The following is a 19470-nucleotide window of genomic DNA, read 5'->3' on the forward strand; positions in this document are numbered from 1 at the left end:
GGGTTACTCGCGGGGTGCGCCGACCGTGGGGCCGACCTTCACGACCTCGCCGATGACGATGACCGCCGGAGGCTTCACGTCCTCGGTCCGTACGGTCTCCCCGACCGTCGCCAGGGTGGCGTCGACGCGGCGCTGGCCGGCCGTCGTGCCTTCCTGGACCAGGGCGACGGGCGTGTCCGGGGCCTTGCCGTGGGCGATGAGCGTCTCGGCGACCTTCCCGATCGTGGCGACCCCCATGAGGATCACCAGCGTGCCGGTCAGCTTGGCGAGGGACGGCCAGTCGACCAGGGAGCGCTCGTCGTCGGGGGCGATGTGGCCGCTGACCACCGTGAACTCGTGGGCGACGCCGCGGTGGGTGACCGGGATGCCGGCGGCGCCCGGGACCGAGATGGAGCTGGAGATGCCGGGCACGACCGTGCAGGGGATGCCGGCCTCGGCGAGCGCCTGGACCTCCTCCATGCCCCGGCCGTAGACGAAGGGGTCGCCGCCCTTGAGCCGTACGACCGACTTGCCCTGCTTTGCGTACTCGATCAGGGCGTTGTTGATGGCCTCCTGCGCCATGAACCTGCCGTACGGCAGCTTCGCGGCGTCGATCACCTCGACGCTCGACGGCAGTTCCGCGAGCAGGTCGCGCGGGCCCAGGTGGTCGGTGATGACCACGTCGGCCTCGGCGAGCAGGCGGCGGCCGCGCACGGTGATCAGGTCCGGGTCGCCGGGGCCGCCGCCGACCAGGGCGACGCCGGGCGTACGGGTGCGGTGGTGGGGGGCGACGAGCGTGCCGTCGCGCAGGCCCTCGACGACCGCGTCGCGGATGGCGGCGGTGTGGCGGGGGTCGCGGCCGCGGGCGTCCGTGGTCAGTACGGCAACCGTGACGCCCTCGCTGTGGCCGGTGGCCGGGGTCCAGGCCGTCGCCTCGTCCGCGTCGTCGGAGCGAACGCACCAGACGCGGTTGCGTTCCGCCTCGGCGGAGGCCCTGGTGTTCGCTTCCGTGTCGCCGGTGGCGATCAGGGCGTACCAGGCGTCCGCGAGGTCGCCTTCCCCGTAGGGGCGCTTGTGCCAGGTGATTTCGCCGGCGTCCGCCATGGCTTCGACGGAGGGGGTGACCTCGGGGGACACGAGGACGATGTCCGCGCCCGCCGCAATGAGGGCCGGGAGACGGCGCTGGGCGACCTGGCCGCCGCCGAGGACGACCACGCGGCGGCCGGTGAGGCGGAGGCCTACGGGGTAGGCGGGGTGTTCGGCCATGAAGGTGCGGCTCCTGTTGCGGCGGTGGTTCGGTAGCCCTGACGTGCGGATTTTACGGCGCGGGTGTTCGGGGTGGCACAGGTGTCCGGTGGCTGGGCGTGATCGCCGGGTGCGGGTGCGTGGGTCCGTGCCCACGCACCCACGCGGACCACAGGAGCCTTACTTCTCAGTCACTCCCGCCGAATCGAACGTCGCCACCTCGTGCATCGCTCTGGCCGTGCTCTGGACCAACGGCAGGGCCAGGAGGGCGCCCGTGCCCTCGCCCAGGCGGAGGTCGAGGTCGACCAGGGGGCGCAGGCCGAGCTTGTTCAGGGCGGCCACGTGGCCGGGCTCGGCGCTGCGGTGACCGGCGATGCAGGCCGCCAGGACCTCCGGGGCGATGGCGCGGGCCACCAGGGCGGCGGCGCCGGCGCTGACGCCGTCCAGGATCACCGGCGTGCGCAGGGACGCGCCGCCGAGGAGCAGGCCGACGATGGCGGCGTGCTCGAAGCCGCCGATCGCGGCGAGCACACCGACCGGGTCGGCCGGGTCCGGCTGGTGGAGTTCGAGGGCGCGGCGGACGACCTCGGTCTTGCGGGCGAGGGTCTCGTCGTTGATGCCGGTGCCCCGGCCCGTGACCTCGGCCGGGTCCGCACCCGTGAAGACGGAGATCAGGGCGGCGGAGGCGGTCGTGTTGGCGATGCCCATCTCACCCGTGAGCAGGGCCTTGTTGCCGGCGGCGACCAGGTCGCGGGCGGTCTCGATGCCCACCTCGATGGCCTGCTTGGCCTCCTCGCGGGTCATCGCGGGGCCGGTGGTCAGGTCGGACGTGCCCGCCCGGACCTTGCGGGGAAGCAGGCCCGGCGTGGCCGGGAGGTCGGCGGCGACGCCCACGTCGACGATGCAGACCTCGGCGCCCACCTGGGTGGCGAAGGCGTTGCAGACGGCGCCGCCGCCGAGGAAGTTGGCCACCATCTGGGCCGTCACCTCCTGCGGCCAGGGGGTGACCCCCTGCGCGTGCACGCCGTGGTCGCCGGCGAAGATCGCGACGGCCGCGGGCTCCGGGATGGGCGGCGGGCACTGGCGGGAAAGGCCCGACAGCTGGGCGGAGATGATCTCCAGCATGCCCAGCGCACCGGCCGGCTTGGTCATTCGCTTCTGGCGCTCCCACGCCTCGCCGAGCGCCTTGGCGTCCAGCGGGCGGATCTGCGCCACGGTCTCGGCGAGCAGGTCGTGCGGTTCCTCTCCGGGCAGGGCGCGACGGCCGTACGTCTCCTCGTGCACGACCCAGGACAGCGGGCGGCGCTTGGACCAGCCCGCCTGCAGCAGCTCGGGCTCGTCCGGGAACTCGTCGACGTAACCGACGCACAGGTAGGCGATGACCTCGAGGTGCTCGGGCAGGCCGAGGGCGCGGACCATCTCGCGCTCGTCGAAGAAGCTGACCCAGCCGACGCCGAGGCCTTCGGCACGGGCGGCGAGCCAGAGGTTCTCCACGGCCAGGGCGGCCGAGTACGGCGCCATCTGGGGCTGGGTGTGACGGCCGAGGGTGTGGCGGCCGCCGCGGGTCGGGTCGGCGGTGACGACGATGTTCACCGGGGTGTCGAGGATGGCCTCGATCTTCAGTTCCTTGAACTGCTTCGCCCGGCCCTTGGGGAGGGACTTCGCGTACGCGTCGCGCTGGCGCATGGCCAGTTCGTGCATCGCGCGCCGGGTGTCGGCGGAGCGGATGACGACGAAGTCCCAGGGCTGCGAGTGACCGACGGAGGGCGCGTGGTGGGCGGCCTCCAGGACGCGGAGCAGCACCTCGTGCGGGATGGGGTCGCTGCGGAAGCCGTTGCGGATGTCGCGGCGTTCGCGCATGACCTTCAGCACGGCCTCGCGCTCGGCGGGGTCGTAGCCGGGGGCGGCGGGGCCGGTGGACTGTCGTGCTTCTGCCACTGCGGCCGCGCTCTCTGTTTCGTGGCGTTCCTGGTCCGCCAGGTCTTCCTGTTCGGCGCCCCGGGTGTCCAGGTCGTCGACGTTCTGTGCGAGTTCGGCGTCGCCTTCGCGGGGTGCGGGGACGATGACCACGGGTTCCGCCTCGGGCTGTGCCGGCTGGGGGACGGCGGCCTGGGACTGCTGCGGGCCCTGGACGTGCTGTCCGGCCTGCTCGTCCGGGGCCGGGCCGGGGAGTACGACGGTGACGTCCTCGGCGGATGCCGGGGTGCTCTCCGGGGGCTGGGGGGTTTGCGGGGTTTCCGGGGTGTGGGAGGAGGTCTCGGGGGCTTGCGGTGCCGCGGGGGCCGGGATGGCTTCGGCGTTCTCGGGCGTGGCGGCTACCGGCTCGGGGACCGGCGCCGCCGCCTCGGCAGTCGGGTCGGCAAACGCGTCCGGCGCGGCTGTCTCGGGGGCCTGAGCCGGTGCCGCTGCCTCGGCGGTCGCGTCGGGGGTGGCCTGGGCAGGTGCGGGGGCCTCGGCTCCGGAGTCGGGGGTGGCCGTCTCGGTGGGCTGAGGGGGCGCTGTCGCGGCGGGGGGCTGAGCCGGTGTTGTCGCCTCTGGTGCCTCGGCGGGCGCCTCGGGGGCGGGTGCGTCGGTGGGCGCGGGGGCCTCGGCAGTCGGAACGCCGGCTTCCGGGGCGGCCGTCCCGGTGGCCGGGGCGGGCGTGGCAGGCGCGGGCGCCTCGGTGGCCTCGGCGGGCGCTTCGGGAGCGGCAGCGGCGGCCTGCGGTGCCGTCATCTCGGGTTCCTGCGCGGCTGCCCCGGCGTCACTTGCCTCGGGGGCCTGGGCGATCGGCTCAGGGGACTGTGCTTGCGGCGCGGTCTCATCGACGCCGACCTCCGGCTCCTGCGCGACGGACTCGGTCGCCGGCACGGCCGGTGCGGCAGCCTCCGGGGCAGTCTCCGCTGCGGGGGCCTGTGCAGCCGCGTCGGGGCCGACTGCGTCCGGCGCCTGGGCCGCGACGGTCTCCGCCGCATCCGCCTCGGACGGAGCTACGACAGCATGTTCGGGCGCGGCGGCAGCCTCCGGGGACGGGACTACCTCGGGCACCGGTGCGGCCTCCGGGACGGGAGCGGGCGCCACGCCCTGCTCCGCGGCAGCCGCCGGGGCCTGCTCACCACCGTCGGCGGATTCGCCCGCGGCACCCGGCCCGGGCACCTCGGGAGAACCATCGGCAAGTGCCGGCTCACCGTCCTGACCGGAACCGTCCACGACCGGCCCCGGCGCGTCCGCCGGAACCGATCCCGAAACGGGGACGGCCCCGGCCTCGGCGGCAGCCACCTGCGCGGCGTCCGGACCGACGCCCCCGGCAGCGGGCTCACCCGCAACGCCCGGGTCCTGCGCCGAAACACCCTGCTCCGGCTGGGCGGTGACCGCAGGGGCAGCCGCGGGACCGACCGCGCCGGCCGGGTCGCCCTCAACCCCCTCCCCCTGCGCCGAAACGCCCTGCTCCGGCTGGGCGGCGGCCGCATGGTCACCGGCCGGGCCAACGCCCGCGCCAGCCGGGTCACCCGCAACCCCGGGCTCGGCGGCGGCCACCTGCTCACCAGCCGGGCCGACGCCTGCTTCAACCGGCTCACCCGCACCCTCCGCGCCCTGCGCGGGGACGGCCTGCTCCGGCTCGCCGGTAGCCACCTGGTCACCGGCGGGCGCGCCGGGCGCCGCCGTGCTCTGTGCGGGCTGCTCGACGTAGGGGCCCTGCGCGGGCTGCTCGGCGTAGGCGGCCTGCGTCGCCGGTGCCGCGTGGGCCGGTCCCGGGGCGACGCGGGTTGCGACGGCCTGGGCCGTGCCCGCCGGCTCTGCCTGTGGAACAACCGTTTCCGCAGGCGCCGCCCCGGCGCTCACCGGGGCCTGGGGCTGGACCTGCGCGCCCCAGGGCGCGGCCGGCTGCGCGGGCGCCTCCGGGGCACGCGGGGCGTCGAGGTACTCGGGGCCGGGCGCCGGCGCTGCGGGCTGTCGTGCCGGCGCTTCCGCGGGGCCGCGGTCGGCGAGCGAGCGGACCGGGCTGGCGGAGCTGTCGGGGAGGGGCGGGCCGAGATGCAGCGGCCGACGCGGGGTGATGGGCGGGATCGGCGGCGGGTCGGGCAGGCGGACGCCGCCGAGGTCGACCGAGCCGCTGTCGCGGCCCGAGAGCTCGTGCGGGCCCGGCTGGTGCACGGCCTCCACGACCGGCTCCGGCGCGGGCGGGGCGACCTCGTTGCCCCAGGCGCCGTGGGAGCCGGGCAGCAGCAGGTCTTCGTCCTCGGCGGTGTTCTCGGAGAGGTAGGCGTACGCACCGTGCGCGGGGGCGCCCGGCTGTTCCACCATGCCTGCGTTCTCCGGCAGTCCCTCGCCCGGGACCTGGCCGGTGTCGGTCATGCGTACCCCTCGCCCATCGGTTAGTGCTCCTACGACCAGCTCACCCGGAACGGCGCACCGACCGCCCCACAGTGAAGAACGAGCGTGCGTCCCCAGCGGCACGAACGGCCCGCCCGTAAAAGGCGACAAAGCCACTCACTGGCATTGTTGCGGCCGAACCACCGTCACGGCACGTTGATCCGCGACGGTTCCGCTGTGGACTGCGCCACGTTGCGCGTCCTCCGGTTCTGCCGTACCACACTCACCCCAAAACGGGCGGGCTTTCCGGACATTGACCGACGATCTGCCGGACGTCCGCGTGCGGTGCAGCGATCGGCCAGCCTACCGCGCGCAGTACGACAACCCGATCACGGGGACGGCGGCGGGGTCAGGTGCTGCGGCGGGGCAGCACCCCGCTGAGCAGGAACGCGACGCTCCGTTCCTTCTCCGTCCAGGCCCGGGTGTCGAGTTCGACGGACTGGAGCAGGGCGCACTCGACGCCGTATCCGTGCTCCGTCAGGTCCCGGCCGACGAGTTCGGCGGCGTCCCGGGTGGCGGCGTGCGTGACGATGCGCTGCGGGCGGCGGTCGGCGACGGCCGAGACGACGGCCGCTCCCCCGCCGCCGACGCGGACGACGTCGGGTTCGGGGAGGTTCTCCAGGACGTGCGGGGCGGTGCCGTGCACGATCTGGAGCTGGACGCCGAGGCGGCGGGCCGCCGCGTCGGTGCGGGCGCAGGCCGCCCGGTCGTGGTCGACGGCGATGACGGCGGCGCCGGCGCGCGCGGCCTCGATGGCGAAGGCACCGCTGCCGCAGCCGATGTCCCACACGAGGTCGCCGATCCGCGGTCCGAGGCGGGCGAGTTGGGAGGCGCGCAGCAACTGGGTCTCGCCCTCGCCGAGGTCACCGCCGTAGGCCTCGGCGGGCAGGGACCAGCCGCGTGGTCCGGCGGACGGGTCGCGGCCGGCGATCCAGCCGCCGGTCTCCCCCGCGGTGCCGGGTCCGGCCGGGCCACCGAGGACGATGACGACGTTGGGGTCGCGCCAGGTGTAGTCGGCGGCCTTGTCGGAGGTGACGACGCTGACCCGCTCGTGTGAGGTACCGAGTTCCTCGCAGATGACGAAGGAGCGGTGGACTCCTTCGAGGAGCAGGCCGAGTTCGGCGGGGCCGGCGCCGGGTGAGGTGAGGACTGCCACCTTGGTGTGGGCGCGGCATACGTTCACCGCGCGGCGCAGGGTGCGGCGGTGTGCGACGACCACCTGTGCGTCGTCCCAGGGCATGCCGGCGCGGGCGAAAGCGGCGGCGACCGAGGAGACGGCGGGGACGACTTCGACTTCGAGGCCGAACTCGGGGGCGCGCAGGGTGCGTACGACACCGAAGAAGCCCGGGTCGCCGTCGGCGAGCACGACGGCCGTGCCGCGGTGGGCGGCGATGCGGCGGGCGGCGAGGGCGACACTGCCGAGGCGGATGCGCTCGGCACCGGCGGGTACCTCGGGGAGCGCCAGATGGTGGGCGGCACCCGCCACGAGCGTGGCGGCACCCAGGGCGGCGCGTGCCGCGGCGGTCAGCGGCGAACCGTCCCAGCCGATCACCGTGACCCGGTCGGCCATCGTCGTCAGTCTCCAGGGGTTTGCGCAGGTCGTCTGTGTGCCGCGTGATGAGCGGCCCGCAGGTGGGCTTCGTGAGAGTACCCGGTGAAGCCGGCGGAGGGGGTGGCGGTGCCGTCGCGCGCCGTGTCCGTTCGGTCAGTTCACGTCACCGACGTCAGTTCCAGTCGCCGAAGGACGTGAAGCCGCCGGGCAGCTGGTCGCCCACGCCTTCGAGGTCCTCGGGGAGCAGGCTCCAGACGATCAGGTCGGTGCGCACCTCGGTCCATTCGCCGTCGTCCCTGCGTGCCCGGGCTATCCAGGCGCCGCGCAGCACTCCCTCGCTGATGCAGCCGATCTTCTGGGCAACCTGCTGGGAGGCGGTGTTGTCGGCCGGGGTGCGCAGTTCGAGGCGCTCGAACTTCTGGTCGTTGAAGAGCCACTGCGCGGTGATGAGCGCCGCCTCGGAGGCGTAGCCCTCGCCGCGGGCCCAGGGGGCGATGACGTAGGAGATCTCGCTGGAGCGGATCCGCCAGTCGGTGTTGCGAAGGTGGACGACGCCGACGAGGCGCTGGGTGAGGAACTCGGTGACGGCGAAGACTATGCCGCGTCCCTCGGCACGTTCGGCGGGGGCCAGTTCGGTGATCCAGGAGCGCGCGTGGGCCTCGGTGTAGGGGTGCGGGACGGAGGTCCAGGCGGTGACGAGCTCGTCGTTCATCATGTCGGCGAACGATTGGATGTCCGGCTCCTCGAAGGGACGCAGGACCAACCGCTCCGTGCTGATGGAGACGTTGGGAAAGGTGCTCGTCATGCGCCGCTCCGTTACCTTCGGTGAACCTTCAGGGCCTGCTGAACTGCCCAGCATGCAGCATGAAAGCACTGATCCGCACCACGGGGTCCTCCCCACCGGATGAGGGAGGACCCCGTGCGTGACGGGTGCCGGGCGTGGGCTCAGAAGGAGGCGAGCACGGAGCCGGCGTACTTGTCCTGGATGAACTTCTTCACCTCGGGCGAGGTGAGGAGCTTCGCGAGCTTCTTCACGCGCGGGTCGTCCTCCTGGCCCTTCTTCACCGCGAGGAAGTTGCCGTACGGGTTGTTCTTCGGGGACTCCAGGACGAGGGCGTCCTTCGCCGGCTTGAGGTCGGACTCGATGGCGTAGTTGCCGTTGACGACGGCGGCGTCCACGTCGTCGAGGGAGCGCGGCGTCTGGGCCGCCTCCAGCTCCTTGAACTTGAGGTTCTTGGGGTTCTTGGTGATGTCGGAGGGGGTCGCCTCGTTGCCGACGCCGTCCTTGAGGGTGATGAGCCCGTGGGCGGCGAGGAGCTTGAGGGCGCGGGCCTCGTTGACCGTGTCGTTGGGGACGGCGACGGTCGCACCGCTCTTCAGGTCGTCGGCCTTCTTGACCTTGTGGGAGTAGAGGCCGAGCGGCTCCAGATGGACCGTGACGACGGGCACGATGTCGGTGCCGTTCTTCTTGTTGTAGTCGTCGAGGTACGGCTTGTTCTGGAAGTAGTTGGCGCCCACGGAGCCGTCCTGCGTCGCGGGGTTCTGCGACGTGTAGTCGGTGAACTCCTTGACCTCCAGGTCGAGGCCCTCCTTCTTCGCCAGGTTGTCCTTGACGTAGGTGAGGATCTCGGCGTGCGGGACGGGGCTCGCGGCGACGATCAGGGGTCCGTCGGAGCCGGAGGTGCCCGCGCCGCAGGCGCCGAGCCCGAGGGTGAGGGCTCCGGCGGCGAGGACGGCGGTGGTGATCTTGGCGGTGTTACGCACGAAAAGTGCCTTTCCTTATGGCCTTGCGGGTGGTGCGACCCCGTTGTGGGTGGACGGGGAGTTCAGGAGGCGGCCTTGAGCAGCCGCAGTTTCGGGGCGGGGCCCGAGTGGGCGCCGCGGCGGTGCAGGGAGCGGGCCGCGTAGTCGCCGGCGAACTGGATGACCGAGATGACGACCGCGAGGATCGCGACGGTGATCCACATCATCTGGGTCTCGAAGCGCTGGTAGCCGTAGCGGATGGCGATGTCTCCGAGGCCGCCGGCGCCGACGGTGCCCGCCATCGCGGAGTAGCCGATGAGGGCGACGACCGTGGTCGTGGTGCTGGAGATCAGCGACGGCAGGGACTCGGGGACGAGGACCTTGCGGACGACGGTCCAGGTGTTGCCGCCCATGGCCTGCACGGCCTCGACGAGCCCGTGGTCCACTTCGCGGACGGCCGTCTCGACCAGACGCGCGAAGAACGGGATGGCGCCGACGGCGAGCGGCACGATGGCGGCCTCGCGGCCGATGGTCGTGCCGGTGATCCAGCGGGTGAAGGTCATCAGCGCGACCATCAGGATGATGAACGGCAGCGAGCGGGCGATGTTCACGATCTGCCCGATGACCTTGTTGGCGATGACGTTCTGGAGCAGGCCGCCGCGGTCGGTGAGGACCAGCAGGATCCCGAGCGGCAGTCCGCCGACGACGGCGATGAGGGTGGACCAGCCGACCATGTGGAGCGTGTCCCAGCACGCCTGTTCCAGCAGGGGCTGCATCTCGGACCAGGTCACTTGACACCTTCCTTCACCAGAACGGACTCGTGACCGAGGACGTCGATCTGGAGGCCCTGTTCGCGCAGGAAGCCGATCGGCACGACGTTGTCCTCGTAGCGGCCGGGCAGTTCGATGCGCATCCGGCCGACCTGGAGGCCGCCGACGGTGTCGATGGCGGCGCCGAGGATCGATATGTCGATGTTGTAGGTGCGGGCGAGCTGCGAGATGACGGGCTGGGTCGCGCTCTCGCCCTGGAAGGTGACGTCGACGACGGTGCGATCCTCGCCGGAGGCCTCGCCGTCGAGCGGGAACAGCGCGGCGGCCAGTTCCGAGCCCGGGGTGGCCAGGAGTTCGCTGACGGTGCCCGACTCGACGATGCGCCCGTCCTCCATGAGCGCGGCCGAGTCGCAGACCGACTTCACGACGTCCATCTCGTGCGTGATGAGCAGGACGGTCAGGCCGAGCTGCCGGTTCAGGTCGCGCAGCAGTGCCAGGATCGAGCGGGTGGTCTCCGGGTCGAGGGCGCTGGTGGCCTCGTCGGACAGCAGCACCTTGGGGTCGCCGGCCAGGGCGCGGGCGATGCCGACGCGCTGCTTCTGGCCGCCGGAGAGCTGGGCGGGGTAGGCCCCCGCCTTGTCGGCGAGGCCGACCAGGTCCAGCAGCTCCAATGCCTTGCGGGAGCGTTCCCTGCCGGACTTGCCGAGGATCTCCAACGGCAGTTCGACGTTGTCCTGGACGGTCCGGGAAGACAGCAGGTTGAAGTGCTGGAAGACCATGCCGATCCGGCTGCGCGCCTGCCGCAGTTCCTTTCCGGCGCGCGGGCCGCGGCCGGCCAGGGCGGTGAGGTCCCGCCCGGCGACCGTCACGGTGCCGGAGGTGGGGCGTTCCAGGAGGTTGACGCAGCGGATCAGCGAGGACTTGCCGGCGCCGGACTGGCCGATGACGCCGTACACCTCGCCTTCGCGGACGTGCAGGTCGACGCCGTCCAGGGCGGTGACCTCGCGGCCGCGCGAACGGTAGACCTTGGTCAGGTCCGTTGTGGTGATCACGTGGGTTTCCGTCACTGTCGAGTGCGCGGGCGTGGGTGTGCCCGGGCACAGGTGCATTCGTTCAGGGACGCGACACGGTTCTCGCAGGGGCGTGGAACCGGGGAGAACATGTGCGCGGGCGGCTTGGCGTCACGCACGGCTCAGGGCGTGCGGACATGCCGCGGTCTCGCTTCGGGGCGCGAGCTCAGGGGTGGTGCAGGGGCCCTCTAGAAGGCGCACATTCGACACATACAACGAGCACCGGGCGTCATGGTCGCCTCGGTCGCGGGGATGCGGTCGCTCGTCGTGGTCATGCCGTCAGTAAAACACGCGTACGGTCCTGACCGGCCGCCGCTGTCCGGATGCTGGACAGCGGTGGACAGGGTCCGGACTCGGCCGGCTTTCGTCAGCCGCGGAGGGAGATCTCCACACCCTGCTCGGTGACCAGTGCGGACAAGGCCGACAGGTTCTCGACCACCAGGTCGGCCTGGAGCTCATGGGCCTGGTGGGTTGTGGTCAACGCCACGGTGGTCATGCCGGCGGCCCGGCCGGCGCTGAGACCCGCGGGGGCGTCCTCGAAGACGACACAGTGGGCCGGGTCGACGCCGAGGGTGCGGGCGGCGAGCAGGTAGGGCTCGGGGTCGGGCTTGCCACGGGTCACGTCGTCCGCTGCGACGAGCGTCTTGGGCAGGATGCCGACGGCGTCGAGCCGGGCCTCGGCCAGCCGCCGGGTGGCGGAGGTGACGACGGCCCAGCGCTCGGCGGGCAGGGAGTCGAGGAAGGCACTGGTCCCCGGCAGCAGGTGCACCCCGCCGTTGGGTACGTCCTCCACCTCCAGGTCCTCGATCCGCGCGACGGCCTGCGGCACCAGGTCGGCGGGCAGCAGGTCGGCGGCTATCTCGGCGGCCGGCCGGCCGTGCAGCTCGACCCGGGCGAACTCCTCGGCCGTGATCCCGTACTCCGTGGCCCACCGCGTCCAGCAGCGGTCCACCGAGGCGAGGGAGGAGACCAGGGTTCCGTCGTTGTCGAACAGCAGGGCGTGCGCGTGGATCTTCATGTCCTCGACCCTACGGTGCGGGCCAGGGCCGCAGGCATCGGGCCTTTTCGGCCGTAATAAGGTCGCAGCATGCTTGATGCCCTGACGCTGGTGACCGGCGTCGCCGCGCTGCTGCTCGCCGCCTGGTGCGGCTGGGCCGCCTACCGCGACCAGCCGACGAAGGACTGGCACTTCATCGGGATGGCCGTGGTCACGCTGCTGACGCTGATCCAGCTCGTGGCCGGGATCGTGCTGCTGGCGCAGGGCGAGAAGCCGGAGCAGGGCACGACGATCTTCGTGGCGTATCTGCTGGGGGCGTTCGCGTGCATCCCGGCGGCGGGGTTCATGTCGCTGGCGGAGCGCACCCGGTGGGGTTCGGTGACGGTCGCCGCCGGCGGTGTGGTGCTGGCTGTGCTGGAGGTGCGGCTCTATGACATCTGGGGAGGCTGAGGTGAGCCGGCGGCGGCTGACCAGTGGGCCGGGCACGCTGCTGGTGTGGCTGTACGGCGTGATGGTCGTCGGGGCGGTGTCGCGATCCGCGTTTCAGATCGCGACGGAGTTCGACCGGGCGCCGCTCGCGTACTCGCTGTCCGCCGTCGCGGGTGTGGTCTACGGGTTCATCACGTACTCGTTGGTGCGGGGCGGGGAAACGGCGCGCAAGGCCGCGTTGGCGTGCTGTGTCGCCGAGTTGGTGGGTGTGCTGACGGTGGGGACGTGGACGTTGATCGAGCCGTCGGCGTTTCCGGATGCGACCGTGTGGTCGGACTTCGGGATGGGCTACGTCTTCATTCCCGTGCTCTTGCCGCTGACCGCCATCCACTGGCTGAGGAAGGGTGCGCCTCGGGAGGGTGCCGCCTGAGGTTCGTCAGGCGGCCGCGGGCCACGTGTGGCTGATCGCGCAGTTCCCCGCGCCCCTGAAGGGCGAAATCAAGCCGTCGTCGCGTAGGTTCCGGCCGGTTTCTCCAGGACGATCATCGGTACGCCGTCCGCGCCCTGGGACGTGCCGACCGTTTCGTAGCCGACCTTGCGGTAGAGGCGGAGGTTGCCCTCGCTGCGGTGGCCGGTGTGGAGGCGGAAGCGGGTGGCGCCGTGCTGGTCGGCGAGGGCCGATTCGGCCGCCCGGAGGAGGCGGGCGCCGATGCCGTGGCCCTGGAGGCGGGGGTGGACGCAGAGCTTGCCGATCGCGGCGGTGCCGTCCTCGGTGACCGAGCCGCGGACGGAGCCGACGACCTCGTCGCCGAGCCGGGCCACGAAGACGCAGTCCCGGGCGACCTCCTCGCGGACCGAGTCGAGGGTTTGGACGAGCGGGTCGATGCGGTAGTTGCCGTACAGCGCCGCCTCCGGCTGGAAGCACAGGTACTGCAGCCTGAAGATCTGCTCCGCGTCCTGCTCGGCCGCCGCAGAGATGGTCACGCTCATGCCCATGTGCGCACGCCTCCCGCTCATCTGATCACCTGTCGTTCCTCACTCCTATCCCCGTCCTCAGCAGGCCGCAACCTCCGGTGTGAGTAATCTGCGCAGACATCCCAGGCATCTGGAACGTTCCGGGCCAAGACTCCCCTGTGAGATACCCAACTCCCCTGCGATTTCCCGGTATGTCAGGTCTTCGGGAGAGAGCAGGGCCTCCATCAGCCGGGGGCAGCGGCCGGGGAGGCGGCGCACGGCCTCGCGCAGGGCACGGCCGCGGGCCGCGGCGAGGGCGAGCTGCTCCGGATCGCGACCGCCGTCGTCGACCGGTTCGACGGCGTACGGCCGTTCGAGGCGGCTCGTACGGCGGGTGCGGCGCGCTTCGGAACGGACGGCCCGGCGGAGCCATTCCTGCGGGTCGAGCGGCGGACCCTCGGCGTCGAGGCGCTCCAGCAGGCGGAGCCAGACCGCCTGCTCCAGGTCACCCGGCTCGGCTCCGGCGGCATATCCCTCCGCGGCGGCCTCAGCGGCGAGCAACGGGCGCAGGGCGGCGACCAGGTCGTGCGTCATATGGGGAGCGACGCGGCCGCCCGGGCTGCGGGTTGCCCGGGCGGCCGAAGGCCACTCGACCGTGGGGTGTGAGCTCACATGTTGACGCTCAGTTGCCGACGAAGTCCTCGCGGGCCAGCAGGCCCGTGTCGGGCTGGTCGGTGAAGACGCCGTCGATACCGGTCGCGAAGTAGGCCTTGTACGCGCCGAAGACGTCACCGTAGGCGTCCGCGTCCGTGCCCTTGCGGAAGTTCGCCGGCAGGAAGGGGTTCTCGTTGCGCAGCGTCCACGGGTGCAGGATCAGGCCCACCTTGTGCGCGTCCGCGACGAGCGTCGTGGGCTGCGTGAGGTCGCCCTTGGCGTCACGCGGGATGACCAGGTCCAGGGTCGGGCCGATGCCCTGCGCGTAGGAGGCGATCTCCCGCAGGCCGGCCGGCTTCACCAGGTCGGCGACCGTGCGCGGGTCGCCCGTCTCGACGAAGTCCCAGGGGCGGGTGTTCGCCGAGGACAGCAGGACGACCAGGGGGTTGTCGACGAGCTTATTGAGGCGCTCGATGCTGGTCGGCTCGAAGGACTGGAGGATGACCGGGGAGGTGCGCCGGTCCTTGCGGTACTTGCGCAGCAGCTTGGCGACCCGCTCCTCCAGGGGGAGGCCCTGCTTGCGGAAGTAGGTGGGGTGCTTGAGCTCGGGGTAGATCCAGACCTGCTTGCCGCGCTCGCGGGTCTGCTGGTCCTGCCACTTCAGGACCTCTTCGAAGGTGGGGATCTCCCAGCGGCCGTTGTAGAGGGTGTTGTGCGGGCGGTTGGCCGGGATGCGCTCGATCGCCCGCAGGGTCTTCAGCTCCGCGAGCGTGAAGTCCTCGGTGAACCAGCCGGTGGTGGAGACACCGTCGAGGAGCTTGGTCTTCTTGCGGTCGGCGAACTCGGGGTGCTCGGCGACGTCCGTGGTTCCGCCGATCTCCGGCTCGTGACGGCACACGAGGTGACCGTCCTTCGTCGGCACCAGGTCGCCCGCCTCGACGATGTCGGCACCCATGTCGAGGGCCAGCTGGTACGAGCCGAAGGTGTGCTCCGGGCGGTAACCGCTGGCCCCGCGGTGGCCGACGATCGTCGGCTTGGGCAGGCTCTTCAGACCGCCATGCCCGCCGCGGATGCTTTCGGCTCTCGCCGTGCCGGTCATGCCGAGGACCGCTCCCCCGGCGCCGAGCAGCACCGCCGCGCCGAGCAGGGCCCGCCGTCCGGTTCCATCCGTTTCCTCGTTCGGCCTCTGCGTTCCCATGAGCGCCCTCCCTGCCGTCGGCTCGTCAGTGCGGGCCGATCGTACGGGCGCGTACATGACGGGTGGGAGACGCCGGGCGGAACACGTGGGTGACGACGGATGTCGTAGTGGCCGGTGGGGGCGGGGAACTGACGGCGCGTCGACGGCTCGTCGGGTTCGTGGCGTCCCGGCGATTCGGTGCGGCGGTTCTGGGAACGCGTCCGATACGCCCGGGGAGCGACGTCCGTCACATGTGGCGGCCGGGTTACGCATCGTCCACGGCAGGTCACCGCAGGTGAACCCGCGTCATTGGTGCGTAAGACCTCGGTTAAGTCCCCGTGCCCGATGTGCGCGACCCCCGGGGCCACGAGTATCGTCCTCACCTGCACAGACTCATACCGCATCCCTTGACACGGAGGGCCCGTTGTCCCGCTTCGCGCTCATCAAGGCAGTGCTCGGCCCGATCATGCGCCTGATGTTCCGCCCTCAGGTGGAAGGTGCGGAGCACATTCCCGGCGACGGTCCGGTCATCCTGGCCGGCAACCACCTGACGTTCATCGACTCGATGATCCTGCCGCTGGTCTGCGACCGGCAGGTCTTCTTCATCGGCAAGGACGAGTACGTGACCGGGAAGGGCCTCAAGGGCCGGCTGATGGCCTGGTTCTTCACGGGCGTCGGCATGATCCCGGTGGATCGTGACGGTGGCCGGGGTGGTGTCGCCGCGCTGATGACCGGGCGCCGGGTGCTGGAGGAGGGCCGGGTGTTCGGGATCTACCCGGAGGGGACGCGGTCGCCCGACGGGCGGCTGTACCGGGGGCGGACCGGCATCGCCCGGCTGACCTTGATGACGGGTGCGCCCGTGGTGCCGTTCGCCATGATCGGGACGGACCGGCTCCAGCCGGGTGGGGCGGGTCTTCCCCGGCCGGGGAAGGTCACGGTCCGGTTCGGTGAGGCGATGGAGTTCTCCCGGTACGAAGGGATGGACCGGGATCGGTATGTGCTGCGGGCCGTGACCGACTCGGTGATGAGTGAGGTCATGCGGTTGTCCGGGCAGGAGTATGTGGACATGTACGCGAGCAAGGCGAAGGAAGCGGCGTAGCTTTTCGGGTGCGGCTTGGTGGGGGCTTGTCGCGCAGTTCCCCGCGCCGCTAAAGGGGCGCCGTATCCGGCGGGCCGCCGTTCGTCTGACTCTCTCCCGACGCCGGGAACCACAGCACGAACGTAGAGCCCTCCCCCACCCGTGAGAACAGGCGGACCTGGCCGCCGTGTGATTCGACTATCTGTCAGACGATGGCCAGGCCCAGGCCGGCAGGGCGGTCGCGGCCGCCGCCGTTGCCCTTGGCTCGCCAGAAGCGGTCGAAGACCCTCGCCCGGTCGTCGTCGCCTATGCCCGGGCCCTCGTCCCGCACCGCCGTCCAGAGCCAGGAGCCGTCCCGGCCGGCCGCGACGGTGATGCGGGAACCCGGTGGGGCCAGCCGGACCGCGTTCGAGAGCAGGTTGCCGACGGCCCGGCGCAGGGCGTCGTGGTCGCCGATGACCGATCGGTGGCTCCTTCGGCCGTGGGGAACGACGTCGGGTACGGAGCCAAGACCATCAGGCGAGGGCGAAAACGGGCTTGAAGGCGGCGTCAGAGAGCGGGCCGAACGGCAATCGACCGCCAGGAAGAGATCATCGCTTTCAGGCCGAGGGCGTGGGCGCGGGGTCGAGGGTGAGTGGAGTCAGGCCCTGGCAATCCGGGGAAGCCTTGTAGGCCTGTTCGAGTGCCGGGTTGCGGGAGAGCAGGCTCGGCAGGTCGGCGTCCTTCGGCACGGCCGAGTTCACGTCGTCGGCCACTGCCATCGGGAACGTGGAGGTGAACACGTCCGACGACGACGCGCCGGCCAGGGTCTTCCGCGCCTTTCCGACCTCGGCGGCAGCGCCCTGAAGTGCCGCGACGTAGGCGGCGGTGACCTCGTCTGCGCCCGCGACGGGTGACGGGCCGATCTCCAGGAACTCCTTGGCCTTCTCCTGGAGCCCTTCGTGGGACGCCCTGACGAAGTGAGCGAGCTGCTCGCGGGTGGGCTTGCGCGGCACGTAGCTCAGGGCCGCGACGCGCGCCGCGCCCTGCTGGGCCTGGAGGTCCTTGTCGGCGGTGCACACCTTGCCCACCCAGGTGCTCATGGCCCGGGTGGGAGCCGGCGCGCTGGACGGGCCGCCGCCGGACGGGTCGGGCGCACCGCCGTCGCTGCTGCCGCCGGACGAGCACGCGACCAGCCCCACAAGGGCCATGAGCAGCGCGATGGAGGCGGTCGGCACCGGACGAGGCAGTCGTCCACTCGGTGTCATCTGTCACCTGGCGAAGTCTCGTAGGGGATCTGAGCGGCAGGAGGATATGCGTCCCTCCCCGGGAGGGGTCCCCAGCTGAGTGCCGTGCTGTTCAGCGGCGGCATCTCGCCGTTTCGGCCGCGGCGGGCTACGGGTGTTCCGCCCCGTCCTCCAGCCGCTGCCCCCGCAACAGGAACCACGTCGCCACCGCGGCGGCCAGGAGGACCGCCGCGCCGACGCCCGCCGCGAGGGCCAGGCCGTCGACGAAGGACGTGCGGGCCGCGTCCAGCATCACCGCGGAGGTGTGCGCGGGCATGCTCGCGGCCGCCTCCACGGCGCCGCCCAGCGACTCGTGGGCCGCGGCCGGTGTGCCTGCCGGACCGGTGAAGTCGCGGTAGACGCCGGTCACGATGGAACCGAGCACGGCGATGCCGAGGGCCGCGCCGAGTTCGTACGCCGTCTCGGACACGGCGGACGCGGAACCGGCCTGCTCCTTGGGCACGCTGGAGAGGATCACGTCGGCGGTCACGGTGAACGAGAAACCGGCTCCGACGCCGACCACCAGCAGCGCGGCACCGAGCAGCGGGTAGCCGGTGGACTGGTCGATCACCGTGAGAGCGGCCAGGGCGAGGCCGATCGCCGCGAGCCCTGCGGAGACGACGGCCCGCACCGAGAAGCGCCGGGCCGCGCGCCCGGCGACCAGACCGGCAACCACCGCGCCGATCGCGGCGGGCAGTTCCGCCAGCCCCGCCTCCAACGGGCGCCTGCCCTGGACGAGTTGCAGGTACTGGGAGAGGAAGAACACCAGCCCGGACAGTCCGAGGATGGTCAGCAGATCGGCCAGCACCGCCCCGCTGAAGCCGCGGTTGCTGAACAGCCGCATGTCCAGCAGCGGGGCCGGAAGCGTGAACTGGCGGCGTACGAACCCGTAGAGGGCGGCCACGCCCAGCAGACCCACGGCCAGGGTGTCCCACGCGAAGCCGTGCGTGGCGGCCTCCTTGATCGCGTACACGACACCGACCATGCCGACCAGCGACAGCACGACGCTGGCCAGGTCCCAGGGGCCGGGGTTCGCGGTCCGCGACTCGGGCAGCAGCTTGATGCCGACGAGGACCAGGACGGCCATCACGGGCAGATTGATCAGGAAGACCGAGCCCCACCAGAAGTGCTCCAGCAGGAACCCGCCGACGATCGGGCCGACGGCCGTACCGGCGGAGGCGGTGGCGCCCCAGATGCCGACGGCGAGGCTGCGTTCGCGCGGGTCGTGGAAGAGGTTGCGGATCAGGGCGAGCGTGGCCGGCATCAGGGTCGCGCCGGCGACGCCGAGCAGCGCCCGCGCCACGATCAGCGTCTCCGGTGTCGTGGCGTAGGCGTTGAACACGGATATCGCGCCGAACGCCGTGGCACCGACCAGCAGGATCCGCTTGCGGCCGATCCGGTCGCCGAGGCTGCCCATGGAGACGAGCAGACCGGCGATGACGAACGAGTAGACGTCGCCGATCCACAGCAACTGCGTGCCGGAGGGCTTGAGGTCCTCGCTGATGTAGGGGGTCGCGAGACCGAGGACGGTCGCGTCGACGGCCACCAGCAGCACGGCGAGCACGAGGACGCCGAGCGCGAGCCAGCGGCCCGGGCGCTTCACCGTCTCGGCCGTCTCAGCCGGCTGCAGGGTGCTGGTCATGATTCCTCTCTCCGTAGTGCGCCGCCGAGCAGCAGCTCGACGATCATGTGCTGGAAGTCCTTGGGGGCGCCCTTGCCGCTCTGCACCATCCAGGCGCCGGAGGCCAGCAGGCCGTAGAGCGCCTCGGTGAGCCAGGCCGGCGTGAGGTCGATGCGGAACTCGCCGCTGAGCTGGCCGCGCCGGAACAGGGCGGAGATCCGGTCGTCGATCAGGGTCCAGCCCGGGTTTTGCTCCTCGCCCTCGAACAGCTGGTTCTCCGTGTAGAGGAACCCGAGCAGTCCGGCGGCGGGCTCGATGGCCCCGACCAGCCGGCGTACGGCCTCGCTCGCCGTGCCCTCGTCGAGCCGGGCGGCGTCCAGCGCGGCCTCGCACTCCGCGATGCCCAGCGACTCCAGCGCGCGGACGAGCGCGTCCCGCCCGGCGAAGTGGCGGTGCAGCGTGGCGCGGCTGATCCCGGCGGCCTTCGCGACCTCGTCCATGGTCGCGGTGGATTTGCGGGTCAGCAGGGCCGCGGCGGTGCGCAGCACGTGGTCAGGATCGACAGCCATGAGACGAACATACT

Annotated in this window: 18 protein-coding genes; 3 read left to right on the plus strand and 15 right to left on the minus strand. The window is 71.9% G+C overall.

Features of this window, described 5'->3' with window-relative positions:
- Positions 1-3: 3 nt before the first annotated feature.
- From cobA to ACIBNA_RS28355, 8 genes are all read right to left on the minus strand, one after another.
- Positions 4-1245, minus strand: coding sequence for a uroporphyrinogen-III C-methyltransferase (gene cobA, locus ACIBNA_RS28320; protein ID WP_399168018.1), 1242 nt, complete (start codon positions 1243-1245; stop codon positions 4-6).
- Between the two features lie 159 nt (positions 1246-1404).
- Positions 1405-5559 carry a nicotinate-nucleotide--dimethylbenzimidazole phosphoribosyltransferase gene (cobT, locus tag ACIBNA_RS28325; protein WP_399168019.1) on the minus strand — a complete coding sequence of 1385 codons (4155 nt, stop codon included), beginning with the start codon at positions 5557-5559 and terminating at the stop codon, positions 1405-1407.
- 367 nt (positions 5560-5926) lie between these two features.
- A complete protein-coding gene (gene cbiE / locus ACIBNA_RS28330) occupies positions 5927-7147 on the minus strand; it encodes a precorrin-6y C5,15-methyltransferase (decarboxylating) subunit CbiE (RefSeq protein WP_274815067.1) in 1221 nt (406 codons plus the stop codon).
- Between the two features lie 154 nt (positions 7148-7301).
- Positions 7302-7934 carry a GNAT family N-acetyltransferase gene (locus ACIBNA_RS28335; protein WP_399168020.1) on the minus strand — a complete coding sequence of 211 codons (633 nt, stop codon included), beginning with the start codon at positions 7932-7934 and terminating at the stop codon, positions 7302-7304.
- Positions 7935-8074: 140 nt separating this feature from the next.
- Positions 8075-8893, minus strand: a complete 819-nt coding sequence (locus ACIBNA_RS28340; protein WP_399168021.1) for a MetQ/NlpA family ABC transporter substrate-binding protein — start codon at positions 8891-8893, stop codon at positions 8075-8077.
- 62 nt (positions 8894-8955) lie between these two features.
- Entirely contained in the window at positions 8956-9663 is a 708-nt protein-coding gene (locus ACIBNA_RS28345; protein WP_399168022.1) for a methionine ABC transporter permease, read from the minus strand.
- Positions 9660-10694 carry a methionine ABC transporter ATP-binding protein gene (locus tag ACIBNA_RS28350; protein WP_399168023.1) on the minus strand — a complete coding sequence of 345 codons (1035 nt, stop codon included), beginning with the start codon at positions 10692-10694 and terminating at the stop codon, positions 9660-9662. The genes ACIBNA_RS28345 and ACIBNA_RS28350 overlap by 4 nt, the downstream gene beginning before the upstream one ends.
- A gap of 385 nt (positions 10695-11079) precedes the next feature.
- Entirely contained in the window at positions 11080-11730 is a 651-nt protein-coding gene (locus ACIBNA_RS28355) for an HAD family hydrolase (RefSeq protein WP_399168024.1), read from the minus strand.
- Between the two features lie 69 nt (positions 11731-11799).
- On the opposite strand from ACIBNA_RS28355, the gene ACIBNA_RS28360 reads away from it, so the two are divergent.
- Positions 11800-12159, plus strand: a complete 360-nt coding sequence (locus ACIBNA_RS28360) for a hypothetical protein (protein WP_399168025.1) — start codon at positions 11800-11802, stop codon at positions 12157-12159.
- Positions 12140-12568 (plus strand): hypothetical protein, encoded by a 429-nt coding sequence (locus ACIBNA_RS28365; protein ID WP_399168026.1) that lies wholly within the window; start codon positions 12140-12142, stop codon positions 12566-12568. Before ACIBNA_RS28360 ends, ACIBNA_RS28365 begins: the two co-directional genes overlap by 20 nt.
- 68 nt (positions 12569-12636) lie before the next feature.
- On the opposite strand, the gene ACIBNA_RS28370 is transcribed toward ACIBNA_RS28365, so the two are convergent.
- The 3 genes from ACIBNA_RS28370 to ACIBNA_RS28380 all read right to left on the minus strand — a co-directional run bounded on the left by ACIBNA_RS28370 (position 12637) and on the right by ACIBNA_RS28380 (position 14944).
- Entirely contained in the window at positions 12637-13134 is a 498-nt protein-coding gene (locus tag ACIBNA_RS28370) for a GNAT family N-acetyltransferase (RefSeq protein ID WP_399168098.1), read from the minus strand.
- Positions 13135-13191: 57 nt separating this feature from the next.
- Complete coding sequence (locus ACIBNA_RS28375; RefSeq protein WP_399168027.1) at positions 13192-13686, minus strand: RNA polymerase sigma factor; 495 nt, start codon at positions 13684-13686, stop codon at positions 13192-13194.
- An 88-nt stretch (positions 13687-13774) separates the two neighbouring features.
- Positions 13775-14944 (minus strand): glycerophosphodiester phosphodiesterase, encoded by a 1170-nt coding sequence (locus ACIBNA_RS28380; protein WP_399168028.1) that lies wholly within the window; start codon positions 14942-14944, stop codon positions 13775-13777.
- A 403-nt stretch (positions 14945-15347) separates the two neighbouring features.
- Between ACIBNA_RS28380 and ACIBNA_RS28385 the strand changes: the two genes are divergently transcribed.
- Positions 15348-16022, plus strand: a complete 675-nt coding sequence (locus ACIBNA_RS28385; RefSeq protein WP_274815076.1) for a 1-acyl-sn-glycerol-3-phosphate acyltransferase — start codon at positions 15348-15350, stop codon at positions 16020-16022.
- Positions 16023-16206: 184 nt separating this feature from the next.
- Here the strand turns inward: ACIBNA_RS28385 and ACIBNA_RS28390 are convergent, their stop codons facing one another.
- From ACIBNA_RS28390 to ACIBNA_RS28405, 4 genes are all read right to left on the minus strand, one after another.
- A complete protein-coding gene (locus tag ACIBNA_RS28390; protein ID WP_399168099.1) occupies positions 16207-16584 on the minus strand; it encodes a sensor histidine kinase in 378 nt (125 codons plus the stop codon).
- A 16-nt stretch (positions 16585-16600) separates the two neighbouring features.
- Positions 16601-17218: a hypothetical protein gene (locus tag ACIBNA_RS28395; RefSeq protein ID WP_399168029.1), complete on the minus strand. Its 618-nt coding sequence runs from the start codon at positions 17216-17218 to the stop codon at positions 16601-16603.
- Positions 17219-17375: 157 nt separating this feature from the next.
- On the minus strand, positions 17376-18908 hold the full coding sequence (locus tag ACIBNA_RS28400; protein WP_399168030.1) for an MFS transporter: 1533 nt from the start codon (positions 18906-18908) through the stop codon (positions 17376-17378).
- A complete protein-coding gene (locus tag ACIBNA_RS28405) occupies positions 18905-19456 on the minus strand; it encodes a TetR/AcrR family transcriptional regulator (protein WP_399168032.1) in 552 nt (183 codons plus the stop codon). The genes ACIBNA_RS28400 and ACIBNA_RS28405 overlap by 4 nt, the downstream gene beginning before the upstream one ends.
- Positions 19457-19470: the final 14 nt, after the last annotated feature.

Origin of the sequence: Streptomyces sp. NPDC050164 (genome assembly GCF_044459945.1) — a bacterium.
Taxonomy (GTDB): Bacteria; Actinomycetota; Actinomycetes; order Streptomycetales; family Streptomycetaceae; genus Streptomyces; species Streptomyces coeruleorubidus_A.